The following is a 15,947-nucleotide window of genomic DNA, read 5'->3' as shown; positions in this document are numbered from 1 at the left end:
CCTTCACTAAGGCCTGGCTTCCATACGGCCTTCAAGCTTGCTGAACAACAGCAGAGAAACCAGAAAAAAGAGTATTGATGTAAGCCAGAATATGGCTGTTATCCCAAATACCAGTGATAGCAAACCGGCTGAAACAGGGCCAATAACATTTCCCATGAGAGCAACCCCGTTGGTCATCCCAAAGGCAGCCCCCCGTTTGGATTCGGGAATGAGAAAAGCAATAATGGTATTGGAACTTGGCACCATGGCTCCGATGCATAAACCGTTGATACCTCTCAAAACAGCCAACATAATAATATCCTGTGCCGCCAGCTGGCCAATAAACGTAATACCACCCAGCAAAGAGGCGGTTATAAGAATTTGCTTATGAGAAAAATGCTTGCTGAGAAACCCCATACTGGCAGAAGCAATCGCACTGGTTACTCCGACAATCGCAATAATAGAACCGGAAATACTCGCAAGATTGTTTGGGGTTGATAGGATTGTTTGGATAAATAAAGGTAAAATTGGACCAATACTATGTATTGCAAATTGCGTAAGGAATTGCACCAAAAGCATCAGCCTTAAATCACTTACTGACCACACAGAAGCAAAGGTTGCTTTGAGGGAAGGCTTGTCGACAGCCGGAACAGGCGAATGTTTTTCGGTGATTGCCCAATGAGTGACCCCCAGTGCCACTATACAAAGTATGCCAAATGCAATAAACGGCTGGCGATAACCGAAGCGGTCGGCAATGAAGCCGCCAAGCATTGGCCCCATAGCCCCGCCGATGATAAGAGATGTTTGCAGCATTCCCACTGTCGCGGCTATTTTTTCCTTTGGTATCATACTCACCGCTAATGCGGTAGAAGCTGCGACAAACCCGCCGCAAAGCCCCTGTAGTATCCGTAAAAACAGCAGTTGATACACATTAGAGACAAAAGCCATCGCAAAGATAATTAACGCAAACAGGAACAAGACTCTTTCTACCATCAACTGCCGGCCCTTGCGGTCAGCCATCGCACCCCAGTAGGGATTGGAAATAGCAGCGCAAAAAGCGGCAGAACCCACAAGAACCCCAGACCACATTGCCGCTTCCGAAGCTTCCGTTATGCCGAGCTGCGCTACATATAACGGTAAAAAAGAAATAACACCAGTGATCGCACTCATACCAATGAACTGAACCGACCAAAGAACGGAGAGGCCTTTTTTCCATTCATCAAGTACCACTTGCTACCTTCTTTCAACAATTGCCCGGTTGCTTGTTTTAATTGTATTAAATACTATAATATTTAAATAAATTTGTATTAAATACTACAATTGCAATTTTAGAATACTACCTCATTTGCCAAATGTCAAGAATATGACCTGAAAATTCAAAAACATTGCCAATTCATAAATTAAGATACTATAATAGATAACAAAGATATTGGCAGGAGTTAGGATGGTATGATGAAACTAAACATATTGCAAAAAATCCAAAGCAGCACTAATGATTTAACCAAAGCACAGCTTCAGGTTTCTGAATATATTCAAAATAATCTTGTCGAAGCATCTTTTCAAACCCTTGATCAAATAGCCGCAAGTATTGGCACCAGCACCACTACGGTTATGCGTTTTGCTTTCAGTCTAGGCTTTAGCGGCTATTCCGAATTGCAAAAAGAACTGCAAAACTATATCCGGAGAAAGTTATCCCCGGAATCCAGGCTCGAAAAGAACCTGGAAATGGCTAACGAAACTTCTCTGATAACAAAATGTGCTGAAAAACAGATAGATAATATTAAAAATACTCAGGAAATGCTAACCGAAGAAGTAATTCAAGAATCAATACGACTTATTAAAAAAGCTAAAAGTATTTATTTCTTGGGTGCAAGAACTTCCTTTACTATTGCCTTCTTTTTGTACCAATCCTTAGCCCAACAGCTGGATAATTGTGAACTGCTTCCCCCTGCAGGGCAAGACATTGATCAAATTTTAAATATTACCACCGATGATTTGATGATTGTAATTAGCCTGCCACGTTATGCCAACTCCACAATAGAAATGGTAAAGGCCATCCGAAAATTAAGAAAGCCATCAATAATAACAATTACTGATGGCTTTGCCGCACCGTTAGTACCGTACTCGGATATTATATTACCTTGCGAATATGACAGCTTATCCTATCACAATTCGATGACGGCACCGCTATATATTGCCGATCTTTTAATAACAGAATTATCGCAAACAGCAAGGTCAAAGGTGACTAAAAGGTTAGCAGACACCGAAGAGCTTGCAAAATTGCTTAATTACCACTATTAATTCAAAATGGTAAAACGTTTTGTGCAATAACACAAAACGTTTTTTTGCTATAACCACTATATTATTTCCGTAAAACTCCCCAGCTTGACAGCCGGCAAATTGTCGGTAATGGCTTGGAGGAAAGGTCTTATGCCGCCAGGCTGACCGCCTGCGGGCATGGCTGCCAAAAAGGCATCAGGATCAAAATTAAGATTGCGGAGCTGGATCATGTCTACACCGGTTTCTGCCAGGAATTCCAGCCACGCAGCCTGTTCCTCCCGGCGGTCGTTAAGCCCGGGAAACAGCAGCATATTGAGTGAGACATATACGCCCTGCCGTTTGGCGTAGGCAATGGAGCTTTTAACATCATCAAGACTGTACTGTGTTTGATAATAAGCCTGATAGGTAGCCGGCAAAGCGCTGATAATACTTACCCGCATACTATTTAAACCGGCATCTGCAATGGTTTTGATCCCCTGGGTGAAGCCGGCGTTGGTATTAATGTTAATCTGGCCGCGTGCCGTTTTGCTCCGGATACGCGTAATACTGTCGGCAATAGCCTCAGCTGCCAGCGAGGGCTCACCTTCACACCCCTGGCCAAAACTGATAATGGGATCAGGCGCATGGGTCAGGTGGTACAAGCCGATGGCAGCGATTTCTGCCGGCTTGGGAGCAAACGTGATTCTGCTCTGCGGTGCCGGGCAGCATTCTGACGGCTGGAGCGAAATACAGCCCAGACAATTGGCGTTACAGGCCGGTGAAACAGGAATACCGGCTTCCCACCGCCGGTAAAAAAGGTTCTGCGCGGTACAGCAGTGCCAGACCAGCGAACAATTAGCCAAATGCTCTACCAGACGGTTATTGGGCAAATCCCGTTTGACCTGCGCTACCCGTTTCTTTAAGCCGGGGGTGTTATAGCGGTAAGGATGCCATTTGGCGTTATCTGCTGTTTTGTGTGCGGCCACATAAATCTCATCATTAACCAGTGCGGCTGCCGTATAGCCATATAAGGGCAGCTGCGGTGCATTCGGACGGTTTGTATAAGCAGGCAGCAAGGTGCGGGTATAGCCGACAGGCAGCATAGCGGCCACCGCCAGGCGTCCCTTTAGCTTGCGGACAGCGCCGTCTGCCATGCAGAGCGCATCCCGTCCCGGCAGAAACATCATTTGCGCCCCTTCCGGCAGCGGAATCATGTCTTCCGGCCGCAAGGCCAGACAGGTTTCTCCCAGACGCCCCGCCGCCGGACAACCGGGAGCATCAAATATTTCTCCGTTTTTATCCGCGTAAAGTGTTGTAAGCATGATTTTGTTACCCTTTATTAAATGTATTCATGGCCTTGGAAAAGCCTTCTTTGATAATGCATTCGACAGCATCAGCGGTCTGTCCCAGAGCCTCTCTGATAACAGGCGCTTCCTCCGGCGAAAACCGTCCCAGCACATAGTTTGCTGTCTCCCAGCCCTGCGGCGGCCGCCCAATGCCAATTCTCACCCGGGAAAAGTCATCTTTGCCTGACTCATACAGGAGTGATTCTATCCCGCGATGTCCGCCTGAACCGCCCTTCAGTCTGAGGCGCAGCCGTCCGACAGGTAAATCCAGGTCATCATAGATAACAATAATATCTTCATAGGCAACTTTATAGAAAGCAGCCAGCGGTACTATCGCACGGCCGCTTAAATTCATAAAGGTTTGCGGTTTTACTAATAAAACCGTTTCCTCGCCCCGGTATTCGGCCACCTGCGCGTTATAACGCTCACGCCAGGCGGTGACCGTCCACCGCTCTGCCAGTTTATCTACCGCCATGAAGCCGATATTGTGGCGGGTGGCGCTGTATTCCTGTCCGGGATTACCCAGACCTACAACAATTTTCATTTATTCCTCCGACATGTTGAGAATTTCATCAACCGTAACAAACCGGTAGCCCTCGGCCGCCAGCCTGTCAATAATGATCCGGGTCGCCGCTATCGTCTGGGAACGCGGCAGCTTGGCAGCAACCCCGTCACCATCATGCAGCAGGACGACTGAGCCGTTTTTTATCTTGCCTAACGTCCGCTCGGCAATTACCTCAGCTCCCGGATTAACCCAATCGCGGCTGGCAACCGACCATTCGACTACCTTTAGCTTATATTCGGCCATAATGTCCATGACAACAGCATCCCGGAAGCCATGCGGCGGGCGCATGACATGGGGCGCATAACCAATAACATCGGCAATCACCTGATTGGTTTTTTCAATCTCGCTAATGATAGCCTGACGGTCGGCTTTCAGCAAATCAACATGATTATATGTATGGTTGCCTACCTGGTGTCCTTCGGCGACAATCCGCCGCAACAGCTCAGGATGTTTTGCGACATTTTGGCCGACAACAAAGAAGGTGGCCGGTACCTGCTTTTCCTTTAATAAATCAAGCAGCTGACCGGTATAGGGCGGATATGGCCCGTCATCAAAAGTAAGCGCCACCAGCTTTTGGCTTGTCCTGATTTCGGAATATACCGGCCCGTAAAAGTGATTTCTAGGCATTACGGCATTCAAAGTCAAAACAAAACCGATAATAATGCCAAGCACTGCTATACTCAGACCAAGGCGAACCGGTCGTTTGATGATGCGAAAGTAATCCAGTACCAAACCGATGGTCACTACCACGGTCAATAATCCCAGCATGCTGATTAGCCGGACATTGGTGTCAAACATAGCATACTACCCTCGTTTCAGGAAAAATCTTTGAACATGATAAGCCACGGACCCTGAGAGTCATAGGTCGTCCCGCCGGAATAATATCCCAGCTTTTCATAAACTCTGATGGCCGAATGATTGTCCGGTCTTACCTCCAGGCGCACCCTTCTCGCCTGCTGCTGGCGAAAATAGGCATCAGCCTCAACCATAAGAGCGCTGGCAATCCCCCGCCCCCGTGCATCAGCGGCCACCGCAACGGATAAAATGCGGGCATTGGCGGCTTTGCCGGGAGTAGCGGCAGAGCGCAGAAAGGCCAGTTTATTGAGAATAATTATTTTGACCGGATGCAGGCCAAAACCATATTGGCCTGTCAGCCAGCGCCAGGCCCATTTAATCAGATGTCCGCCGGTAATGGCCTGACGCCACAGGCGCTTTAAGCGTACAGGGGCAAAACAATAACCAATAAGCCGTCCGGTCTCATCCTTGGCAATCAGCGCCGCCTCCGGCTCAGCGGCATAAACCAGGCTGAAGACATCTTCCATCGCCTGCGGTTTAGGCAAGCGGCCACCGCAATGGTGCAGCACACTGCTTAAAAAGCTCTCAGTAAATAAGCGGGCAATGGCCGCAATATCAGCCGGCTGAGCCCGGGTAATCCAATAGCTGCTCATATAGATGTTTATTTACAAATAGGGCGCGATATTCGCGCCCTATTGCATTGCCTCCCTTATAGCCTTAGTTGTCAAACAACTTGCTAACCGATAGTTCGCCAAAAATACGAATAATGGCTTCCCCTAACAGCGGCGCAACCGACAATACCTTGATCTTGGGATGCAGTTTGGCTTCCGGCATGGGGATAGTATTAGTAACAATAAGTTCAGTAATATTAGATTTCGCAATACGCTCTACTGCCGGATCGCTTAAGACGGCGTGGGTACAGCAGGCATATACCGTTTTGGCACCCATTCTGGTTAAGGCATTGGCCCCTTCGGTCAGTGAACCGGCTGTATCGACAATATCATCAACAATAACAGCGGTTTTCCCTTCGACATTGCCGATAAGGTTCATCACTTCGGCAACCCCCGGAGCCGGCCGGCGTTTTTCAATAATGGCTATCGGAGCGTGCATCCTGTCGGCAAATTGCCGCGCTCTCGATACACCGCCTAAGTCCGGCGACACTACAACCAAATCTTCCAGGTTCAGGGACATGATATATTCGGCCAGCGTAGGCACACCCGGCAGGTTATCCACCGGAATATCAAAGAAACCCTGAATCTGCCCGGCATGGAGGTCCATGGTGACAACCCGGGTAGCGCCGGCTGTCGTTAAGAGGTTGGCCATAAGCTTCGCTGAAATAGGCTCACGGCCACGCGTTTTCCTATCCTGACGGGCATAAGCATAGTAAGGAATAACTGCCGTAATATTTCTGGCCGAAGCCCGCTTAACGGCATCAATCATAATCAGTAATTCCATCATATTGTCATTTACCGGGTAGTTTGTCGGCTGAACGATGAATACATCGGTGCCGCGCACGCTCTCGTCAATCATAACCTGAATTTCGCCGTTATTAAACCGGCCGACAAAAGCATCTCCCACTGTCAAACCAAGATAAGCGGCAATCTCCTGAGCCAACACCGGATTGGCGTTGCCGCTGAATATCCGCAATCGTTTTTTATCCATTTTTTTAATTACCTCCGCTGTTTTTCCGCCCAACCCTCAATATTATTTTGACGGGCGCGTGCTACTCCCAGAGAACCGGGGGGAACATTTTTGGTAATGGTGGAGCCTGCCGCCACATAGGCACCCTGCCCAACAGTAACCGGTGCCACCAGGTTCGTATTGCAGCCAATAAAGGCGTCATCTTCAATAGTAGTGCGATGTTTGTTTTTGCCATCATAATTGACCGTGATAGTGCCTGAGCCGATATTGACGCCGGCCCCCATATCGGTGTCGCCAATATAACTGAGATGGGGAATCTTGCTGCTTTCACCGACAAGCGTATTTTTCACTTCCACAAAATTTCCGATTTTAACTCCGTCTTTTAGTTCGGTGTGCGGCCTGAGATGGACATAAGGACCGACGGTTACATGATTGCCAACCGTGCAGTCATGCGCATAAGTGAAGTGAAGAATACTGTCATCACCGACAATGGTATCGGCAAGACGGCTGCTTGGTCCGATGACGGAATTGGCACCAATCCGGCTGCAGCCCTCAATCCAGGTAAACGGATAAATAATGGTATCAGGCCCGATTTCTACCTGAGAATCAATAAAAGTGCTGTTCGGGTCCATAATGGTAACACCATTTTCCATCAGTGTTTCCAGCTTGCGCCGCCTGATTATACCTTCGGCTTCTGCCAGGTGAACCCGGGAATTAATCCCCATAGTCTCACGGTGGTCGGCAGCACTCACTGCCCATACTTTCTGCCCCTGGCTGTTTAAAATAGCAATAACATCTGTCAGATAATACTCGCCCTGAGCATTATTGCAGGTCAAACCCTCCAGCGCCTTAAGCAGCAGTTTTGCCTCAAAACAATAGATGCCGGTATTGATTTCTTTCACTGCCAGTTCGGCCGGGCCGGCATCTTTGTGCTCGACAATTTTAACAACCTGTCCGGCAGTATCCCGGATAACCCGTCCATACCCTGCCGGTTCAGGCATGATAGCCGTCAGCACGGTTGCTGCCGCCTGAGCCTGAGTATGCTCTGCATAGAGTGTGCGCAGGAGTTCTCCGGTCAGCAGCGGCGTATCGCCACACAGCACCATAACTGTGCCATTAAAACAGACAAGTTCGTTTCGGGCCTGCATAACGGCATGACCCGTTCCCAGTTGTTCAGACTGGACTGCAAATTCCGCCTGTCCCTGCAGTGCATCCACTACACTTTGCGCGCCAAAACCTACGATAACGACGTTTTTGGTTGCGCCGGCGAAGGTTGCCGCATCCAGCACATGCTGAACCATGGGTTTGCCGCCTACCTGGTGCAAAACCTTGGGCAAGGCCGATTTCATCCGTGTGCCTTTCCCGGCTGCCAGAATGACGGCCAACAGTTGTGACATCCATATACCTCCATTCACGGCCTGGTCTAACAAAAGTAAGCCAGGCCAATTGAAACCAAACAACTATAACGCTTCGACACAAACAGCTAAATTCCTTTAAATAATCTCTACCGTATACCCTTCATGGCGCAGCGAGGCCATAATATGCTCGGTATGGAGAACATCCCGGGTTTCCAGGCCAATTTCCACAACGGCCTGCCCCAAAGGCACATGCCGTTCTACCCGGTCATGGGATACATACAGTACATTAGCCTGCAGCCGGGCAATATTGCTTAAGAGACGCTGCAGGCTGCCCGGCCTGTCGACAACAACGGTCTGCAGCCGCACGCGGCGTCCGGCTTTAACTAAGCCGCGCTCGATAATGCGGGAGATAAAGTTGACGTCAACATTACCACCGGAAATAACACTGACAATTTTTCCTTTAGCCGGAATTTTATCATTCAGGACAGCGGCAAGACTGATGGCTCCCGCTCCTTCGACCATCAGTTTAGCCCGTTCCAACAGCATCAAAATGGTATTGGCAATGGCTTCGTCATCAATGACGACAATATCATCCACATATGTATCTATCAAACCAAAGGTTACATCTCCCGGAATCTTTACCGCAATACCGTCAGCAAACGTTTCGGCATCTTTGGTGGTCTTGATGGCATGCGCCTTTTTCGACATATACATAGCCGGCGCACCTTGCGCCTGTACGCCATATACCTTTACGTGAGGCGCCATTTCTTTTACCGCCACAGCGATACCGGCAATCATGCCGCCGCCGCCGACAGGCACGACAACGGCGTCAACATCTTCCAGGTCCTGCAGGATTTCAAGGCCGATAGTCCCCTGCCCGGCAATAACCGCCGGATCGTTGAAGGCATGAATGAAAGTCTGACCATTTTCGGCCTGCAGTTCAACCGCCCGGCTGTAAGCTTCATCATAAACTCCTCCGGCCAGTACAACTTCGGCCCCATACCCCCGGGTAGCCGTAATTTTGGCTAAAGGCGCAATCTCAGGCATAACAATAGTAGCCTTAATCCCTGCCCGCTTGGCACCATAGGCAACGCCCTGGGCATGGTTGCCGGCCGAGGCGGCAATGACCCCCCGCGCCTTTTCCGCCGGCGTTAAGTTGTTAATTTTATTATAAGCACCCCGGATTTTAAACGACCCGGTCTTTTGCAAATTTTCCAGTTTTAAAAAAATTTCATTGCCAGTCAGTTCACTAAAGGTATTGCTTCTGTCAAGGGTAGTGTGGTGAATAACACCGGCTAACGCCTCCCGGGCTTTCTCAATGTCAGTCAGTGTTACCTTGTTTCTGTTTTCGGACACACGTTCTTCCTCCTTATTGAAATACTGATGAGCCTCAAGCAGTAGGAGGCTTCACCAGTATTAACCGGTTGTTAACACCGGTCTGATATCTGTTACTTTAGTATGTTCATCAATATCATGTAAAATAAGCAGCGCCAGGTAGTCCTCCACCAATTTGTGTTCAGGCTCGGCAGTGGCGACCAGCACACCAATGCCTGTCACTTCAGCCCCCACTTCCTGCGCCAGGTCAACCATGCCCTTGGCAGTGCCGCCGGCCTTCATAAAATCATCAATAACCAGCACTCTGGCACCGGCCGGCAACGCCCGCTTAGGCAGCGACATGGTTTGAATCCGTTTGGATGAACCGGTTACATAGTTAATGCTGACCGACGAGCCTTCCGTCACCCTGCTGCCGCGCCTGACAGTAATAAGCGGCAAATCAAAGGCGCGGGCCACCATAAAAGCAAGCGGAATTCCCTTGGTTTCCACCGTTAAGATATAATCAGGAGACAAGTGAGCCAGCCGTTCCATGAATATTTCTCCCGCTTTGACCATGAGATGCGGCGTAAACAGCAAGTCTGACATATATAAAAATCCACCGGGAATAATCCGGTCAGGTTCAGCCAGCCGGCAGGCCAGCTCATGCAACAGCTTGTCAGCCTCATCTGCCGGCACAGTAGGAACAAACCGGACGCCACCGGCGGCTCCGGCTACCGTCTCAACCGTACCTAAGCCAAAATGCCCCATAGTTTCTTTGATGGTAGTAATATCTTCACAGATGGTGGATTTAGCAAAGCCAAATAGCTCGCTAAAATAACTGAGTGAAAATAAATGCTGCGGTCTGTCTGCCAGAATCTTGGTCAAAGCAGCTACCCGTTCCATTTTCCGTACTTTTTCCATACTAATATCCTCCACAGTCAAGGAAATACCGAATATTTTCTCCTGAATATATTTTTTTATTCCCATTCTCTATAGAGAGTGCAATTCCTGCCATAGACAAAAATTTTGTAACAGGTAAGAAGGCCGCCCGCGCCGGGCCTTGTATTGGCACACAAACTGTCAGGAAAATAAAAAACGCGGAATATCCGCGTTTCTCAGCAGCCTTGGGAAAAGCAATTCCTGACTAACTCTAAGTCACTAGGCTTATCTACATCAATTCCCAGTTCTGCATACTGTGATCTGATAACGGCGCCTTGGATTCCCAAAATTTCACCAGCTCGTTTTTCAACCTGATTAAGCTTCAGTATCCCTAAAACAAACTTCACAACAAAAGTCCAGCCTAACTGGCAGCACAATTTAAACGGATTTTTCCGGTTGGCGAAAATACGCTCGGCAACCTCCATACAATGGGGAACAATCCGGGGATTAACGAGAAAAATATTGCCGCCGGTAAATGTCCCTTCCCGCAGGCGCGCATAGGTTCGCTGATTTCCAGGAAAACGGCGTTCATGATCACTGCGGGCAACGATGGGATAATACAGATCGGCTTGTACACCGGCACACTGGGCTAAGAAATCCTCAATGGCTGCCGGCGTGATGAGTGGAATATCAGCAGTCACAACTAACGTCAGGCGTTCATGTTCTAATGCCTTCATTCCCAAGCTAATCGTATCCATGATTGTACGACCGCCAGCCACAATAACCGTCTGTTCAGGAAACGAACATTTGGCTAATTCCTCTGGCGGGCCGGCGACAAAAATCCGGGAAATCTGTGGACAGGCCGCAAGTGCCCTGGCGACGAATTCCACCATCGGTTTACCGGAAATGTCAATCATGGCTTCATACGGCTGAGAGGTATAGTGGACTAACGGCTCATTGTTTTCGCCACCAGCCAGGATTATGGCATCGTACATTCATTTACACTCCTTTGAGAGGTTACGCGCGACGACGTTCGTTCAAATCTTGCAGCAAGGTTTGTTCAGAATTTTCCATGTGTTCACGGGCAATTTGCTGAGCCAGGTCGGTATTGCGGCTGGCAATAGCCTCCACCAAACGCCGGTGTTCATCCACTGTATTCTGGATACGTCCCGGATATTGCATAGAAATCGAACGGAAACGGGTAATTTGTTCTCTAAGATTATTAATAATACCTACCAAACGGTCGTTACGGCTGGCTCTGTACAAAAGGTCGTGAAACTGGCCATCGGCTTCAACAATTTTATCGGCATCACCTTGCACACTTAAATCGCCGATTTCCACCAGCAGCCGCTCCATCTGTTCCAGTTCCTCCTCGGTGATCCGCTCTACAGCCAGCCCGGCGGCCAGTACATCAAGCGCGGTACGTATCTCAAACACTTCGTTAATATCTTTTATCGTTAAGTCAGCCACATACGTGCCGCGCCGGGGAATCATAACCACAAACCCCTCTAACTCCAGTTTGCGAATGGCTTCCCGGACCGGCGTCCGGCTGACACCCAATTCTTCGGCCAGTTGAATTTCCATCAACCGTTCGCCAGGCTCCAATATGCCGGTGGCGATAGCCTCACGCAATGTTTCAGCCACTACTTCCCGGAGCGGTTTATAACTGTCTAATTTAATAGGTACTAATCGCCTCTCCACTTTCATTCCACCTTTAAACTGTTTCTGCCACAAATACCTCAGGCACCCCTTCATCCCTCAGGCGCCCGGCAATAGCCTCCGCCTGATCCCGGCAGCCGACAATGCCAAATACCGTCGGACCACTGCCGGACATAAGAGCCGCCATAGCCCCGTAAGCAAGCATATGGTCTTTAATCCGGGCAATTTCGGGATATGCCGGGATGGTTACACTTTCCAGCACATTGGCCACATTAGCGGCCACCCCGGCAAGATTACCTTCGGCAAGATACTTGCTCATAGCCGCAATGTCCGGCCTGCGCCCGGCCTGTTCTACTTTAAACTGCCGGTACACCCAGGCAGTAGGCACTTCAATAGCCGGTTTCGCCAGCACAACATAACAAGCTGGCAGCGCCGGCAACGGTGCTAATAGCTCGCCGCGTCCGGTAGCCAGCTTTGTACCATTATATAAGCAAAAAGGCACATCAGACCCGAGCTTTGCCGCTAGCTTGCCAAGCTCGTCAAGACTAAGATCAAGCCCCCATAATTCATTAAGCCCTTTCAGCACGGCAGCCGCATCGGCACTGCCGCCGGCCAAACCCGCAGCCAGCGGAATCTGCTTGTCCAGTTCAATATGGACGCCCTGTCCGGGCTCAGCATATTCCTGCAGCAGAGCGGCGGCCCTATATGCCAGATTACTGGCATCTCCCGGCAAGCCCAGGATATTGACATTGAGCGTAATATCCCCGGTCTGACTGGTCAACGTGACAGTATCGGCAAGATTGACGGCCTGCATAATCATCGCCACTTCATGATAACCATCCGGCCGTTTATAAAGGACATCCAATGCCAAATTAATTTTGGCGTAAGCCTGTACTGTTAGCATACCCAAAACCTTATCCATTAAGCTGCTTTAACACAATGGTTTCTTGCGAAGTCAATATTTGATCAATTTCCAGTAAAATAAGGAGACGCTCCTCCAGCTTGCCAACCCCTTGAATATATTTGGCGTCAAGGATAAATGAAGGGGGAGGGGGTTCTACATTAGCTGCCGGCATGCGCACTACTTCGGCAACGGCATCAACAATAACGCCGACAGTCTGTCCATTTACTTCCACAATAATAATCCGGCTATCATCGTTATAGTCGGACACCTCAAGCCCAAAGCGTTTCCTCAAATCCACTACCGGGATAATCCGTCCGCGTAAGTTAATAATTCCTTCCATAAATACCGGCGTTTGCGGTAATTTCGTGATAGGAACCAGACGGTTTATTTCTTGCACTTTGGTAATTGGCAAACCGTATTCCTCTTTTGCTAAGCGAAAAATTACCAGCTGCAATTCCTGTTCGGCTGTTACATGATTTGTTTCCATCCGGAACACCTCCACAGACAATATATACTACTATATTCTACCTGTTCCGGTTTTTGCCTGCAACCAGCCTTTTTGTTTTTACATTTTTTTCTTAATTATCCTTCCACACTTATACCGGCAACCACCAGTTCCTCACACTTAGCGGTCGGCCTGCCGGCTGTTGGGGTCTCGCGAAACTTGGCGACGGTTTGGATAACACTGTCATAGTCTTCGTAAAACACTGCAATCAAATCCCCGGCCTCGCCTTCAGCCAAAGCGGCAGTTACCGCTGCCACTTCATCGGCAATAATGGTTATCCGCTCCGGTGCAAGGCCTGCTTCCAGCAAACCGCGCCGGACTAAAGCTGCCGTTTCGCCAGGCTGCCGGCCGCGCAAGTCCTTATCTTCCTTGACAAAAACAGTGTCAAATCCCTTTCCGGCCATCCGCCCCAGACTGATAATTACGTCATCCCGCCTGTCACCTGGTGCGGCAATGACGCCAATCAGCCGCCGGGCATTCAGACGGCAGAGCGTATTTACCAGCGCCTGGCAGCCGGCAGGGTTGTGTGCATAATCAACACAAACCTTACAATCTCCGACATCCATCAGCATCAGCCGGCCAGGATTTTCGCGGAAGCTCCGCAAGCTGCTGCTAATCTCAGCCAGCGAAAGTCCTTGTGCCCTGCAGGCAGCCACGGCAATTACCGCATTTTGAATATTGTGATGGGCAAGGCCGCCAAGTGTGAGCGGGACATCCACGACAGCAATGACCGCCTGCTCCCGGTTGCCGTCAGCCAAGTAAATCTTGCCATTTTTGACAAAACACGCTTTGCCGCCTTCCCCTAAATGCCGGCGGACAATAATATTGTCCGACTGGGTGCTAAAATAAATAATCTCCGCCTTTGCCCGTGATTTGAGCGCCGCCACCCGGCAGTCATCGGCATTTAGCAGCACAGCGCCCTCCGGGCGTACTGTTTCAATTACCAGTGATTTTATATAAGCCAAATCCTCCAGGTCTTCAATACCGTCCTGGCCGATATGGTCTTCGGTAATATTGGTAATTATGCCGATATCGGCATAATCGTATCCCAGGCCTCCTCTGATAATACCGCCGCGTGCCACCTCCAGCACGGCCACCTGGACAGCAGGATCGGCTAATACCATGGCCGCACTGGCAGGGCCGCTGGTATCGCCCCGCAAAATACAGTTTTCATCGACATAGATGCCGTCAGAACTGGTCATACCGGTTTTGTAGCCTGCCTGCCGGAAAGTATGGGCAATCAGTCTGGTTACCGTTGTTTTTCCATTTGTCCCGGTAATAGCTATAATGGGTATCCGTCCGTCGGTACCGGCGGGAAACAGATAGTCGACAATGGCCGCACCCACATCACGGGCCATTCCCTGGCTTGGATACAGATGCATACGGAGGCCGGGCGCAGCATTGATTTCGATGATGGCCCCATTGCCGCCGGACAGCGGCTCAGAAATGTCGGGAACAACAAGATCAACACCGGCTATATCCAGCCCTATGAGCCGCACCGCCCGCTCTACCTGCCGCACCGTCTCCGGGTGAATACAATCCGTAACATCGGCAGCAGTTGCCCCTGTGCTTAGATTCGCGTTATCACGGATATAGACAACACGCCCGGCATCAGGTACAGAAGCCGCTGTCAGGTGTTGCCTTGCTAAGGTGAGAATAGCCGCAGCATCCAGTTCCAGCCTGGTCAACGGCCGGCTATGACCAAAGCCGCGGGCCGGATCTAAGTTAACCACATCGATAAGCTCAGCAATGGTATGCTGTCCGTCACCCACAACATGGGCCGGTATACGCTCGGCGCCTGCAACCAGTTTACCATTGATAACACATAACCGGTACTGGCGGCCGGTTATATATTCCTCCACCAATATCCGTTCATCATATTCCGCAGCCAGCCTATAAGCGCGTTTCAACGCAGCGCTGGTAACAATCTGCAAGGTAACCCCCTTGCCATGATTACCACCGACCGGCTTAATAACAACCGGTGTGCCCATAGCCGCAAACGCAGCCAGCGCTTCCTCCAGGCTTAAGGCCAGACAGCCTCGCGGCACCGGAACGGCATGCTGCCGGAGTAAGGTATTGGTAAGAAATTTATCTCCGGCCAAATCAACAGCCACCGAGCTGGTCTTGCTGCTGACAGTGGCCCAAACCCGCTCTTGCCGGCAGCCATAGCCGAGAATAAGCAAATTAGTCTCAGCCTCCGGACGCAAAACAGGAATACCGCGCCGCCGCGCCGCATCATAAATGGCCTGGGTACTGGGCCCAAGCTTAGCCTCTTCACCTACTTTTCTCAGCGAAGCAACCAATGCCTCCACATCAAAAGCCTGTCCGGCAAGCACTGCTGTAAGCAGCCGGTATGCACCCTCGGCGACGGCCAGCCCGACCTGCCCCGATTTGCAGCCAAACACAATATTATAGACGCCCTGGCGCCCGGAGCCCCGGGTCTTGCCAAAGCCGGAGGCATATTCCTCACCTGCCAGCGACTGGATTTCCAGTGCCACATGTTCAAAAATATGCGCTAAGTAAGTGCCTTCCCGTAAACGCTCAGCAAAACCTCCCGGATAGCCCCGCGAACAGGAATGCTGGCACAAGCCTGGCAGCAATGCCAATAAACGGCCAACAAAACCTGTAATCGCATTGCTGGCAATATTTTCATAGATGCCAATATCAAGAATTGCTTTAATAACCGGACGATAACTATAAAGGTTAGGTCCGACGATAAAGCGGGCAGATAATAACTGCATGA

At 49.9% G+C, this 15,947-nt stretch carries 15 protein-coding genes; 1 reads left to right on the top strand and 14 read right to left on the bottom strand.

What is annotated here, in order from left to right:
• Positions 1-6 precede the first annotated feature (6 nt).
• Entirely contained in the window at positions 7-1,209 is a 1,203-nt protein-coding gene (locus tag SPSPH_RS01025; RefSeq protein WP_075752376.1) for an MFS transporter, read from the bottom strand.
• 219 nt (positions 1,210-1,428) lie between these two features.
• Between SPSPH_RS01025 and SPSPH_RS01020 the strand changes: the two genes are divergently transcribed.
• Complete coding sequence (locus SPSPH_RS01020) at positions 1,429-2,280, top strand: MurR/RpiR family transcriptional regulator (RefSeq protein ID WP_075752374.1); 852 nt, start codon at positions 1,429-1,431, stop codon at positions 2,278-2,280.
• A gap of 56 nt (positions 2,281-2,336) precedes the next feature.
• On the opposite strand, the gene SPSPH_RS01015 is transcribed toward SPSPH_RS01020, so the two are convergent.
• From SPSPH_RS01015 to cphA, 13 genes are all read right to left on the bottom strand, one after another.
• Complete coding sequence (locus tag SPSPH_RS01015; RefSeq protein WP_075752372.1) at positions 2,337-3,560, bottom strand: radical SAM protein; 1,224 nt, start codon at positions 3,558-3,560, stop codon at positions 2,337-2,339.
• Between the two features lie 7 nt (positions 3,561-3,567).
• Positions 3,568-4,128 (bottom strand): aminoacyl-tRNA hydrolase, encoded by a 561-nt coding sequence (gene pth, locus SPSPH_RS01010; protein WP_075752370.1) that lies wholly within the window; start codon positions 4,126-4,128, stop codon positions 3,568-3,570.
• A complete protein-coding gene (locus SPSPH_RS01005; protein ID WP_075752368.1) occupies positions 4,129-4,947 on the bottom strand; it encodes a polysaccharide deacetylase family protein in 819 nt (272 codons plus the stop codon). It lies immediately after the preceding gene.
• A 17-nt stretch (positions 4,948-4,964) separates the two neighbouring features.
• A complete protein-coding gene (locus SPSPH_RS01000) occupies positions 4,965-5,597 on the bottom strand; it encodes a GNAT family N-acetyltransferase (RefSeq protein ID WP_075752366.1) in 633 nt (210 codons plus the stop codon).
• A gap of 64 nt (positions 5,598-5,661) precedes the next feature.
• Positions 5,662-6,606 (bottom strand): ribose-phosphate diphosphokinase, encoded by a 945-nt coding sequence (locus SPSPH_RS00995; RefSeq protein ID WP_075755887.1) that lies wholly within the window; start codon positions 6,604-6,606, stop codon positions 5,662-5,664.
• Positions 6,607-6,614: 8 nt separating this feature from the next.
• Positions 6,615-7,982, bottom strand: coding sequence for a bifunctional UDP-N-acetylglucosamine diphosphorylase/glucosamine-1-phosphate N-acetyltransferase GlmU (glmU, locus tag SPSPH_RS00990; RefSeq protein WP_075752364.1), 1,368 nt, complete (start codon positions 7,980-7,982; stop codon positions 6,615-6,617).
• 96 nt (positions 7,983-8,078) lie between these two features.
• Positions 8,079-9,299, bottom strand: a complete 1,221-nt coding sequence (gene ilvA / locus SPSPH_RS00985) for a threonine ammonia-lyase (RefSeq protein WP_075752362.1) — start codon at positions 9,297-9,299, stop codon at positions 8,079-8,081.
• 60 nt (positions 9,300-9,359) lie between these two features.
• Positions 9,360-10,178 (bottom strand): pur operon repressor, encoded by an 819-nt coding sequence (purR, locus tag SPSPH_RS00980; RefSeq protein WP_075752360.1) that lies wholly within the window; start codon positions 10,176-10,178, stop codon positions 9,360-9,362.
• A gap of 194 nt (positions 10,179-10,372) precedes the next feature.
• A complete protein-coding gene (locus SPSPH_RS00975; protein WP_075752358.1) occupies positions 10,373-11,131 on the bottom strand; it encodes an NTP transferase domain-containing protein in 759 nt (252 codons plus the stop codon).
• A gap of 22 nt (positions 11,132-11,153) precedes the next feature.
• Positions 11,154-11,837: a GntR family transcriptional regulator gene (locus SPSPH_RS00970; RefSeq protein ID WP_075752356.1), complete on the bottom strand. Its 684-nt coding sequence runs from the start codon at positions 11,835-11,837 to the stop codon at positions 11,154-11,156.
• 13 nt (positions 11,838-11,850) lie between these two features.
• A complete protein-coding gene (gene ispE / locus SPSPH_RS00965) occupies positions 11,851-12,699 on the bottom strand; it encodes a 4-(cytidine 5'-diphospho)-2-C-methyl-D-erythritol kinase (protein ID WP_075755886.1) in 849 nt (282 codons plus the stop codon).
• 10 nt (positions 12,700-12,709) lie between these two features.
• Positions 12,710-13,186 carry a chemotaxis protein CheW gene (locus SPSPH_RS00960; protein ID WP_075752354.1) on the bottom strand — a complete coding sequence of 159 codons (477 nt, stop codon included), beginning with the start codon at positions 13,184-13,186 and terminating at the stop codon, positions 12,710-12,712.
• Between the two features lie 95 nt (positions 13,187-13,281).
• Positions 13,282-15,945, bottom strand: a complete 2,664-nt coding sequence (gene cphA, locus SPSPH_RS00955; protein ID WP_075752352.1) for a cyanophycin synthetase — start codon at positions 15,943-15,945, stop codon at positions 13,282-13,284.
• Positions 15,946-15,947: the final 2 nt, after the last annotated feature.

The sequence above is a fragment of the Sporomusa sphaeroides DSM 2875 genome (assembly GCF_001941975.2).
In the GTDB taxonomy this organism is placed as follows: Bacteria; Bacillota; Negativicutes; order Sporomusales; family Sporomusaceae; genus Sporomusa; species Sporomusa sphaeroides.
This window is presented reverse-complemented; position numbering and strand designations above follow the sequence as displayed.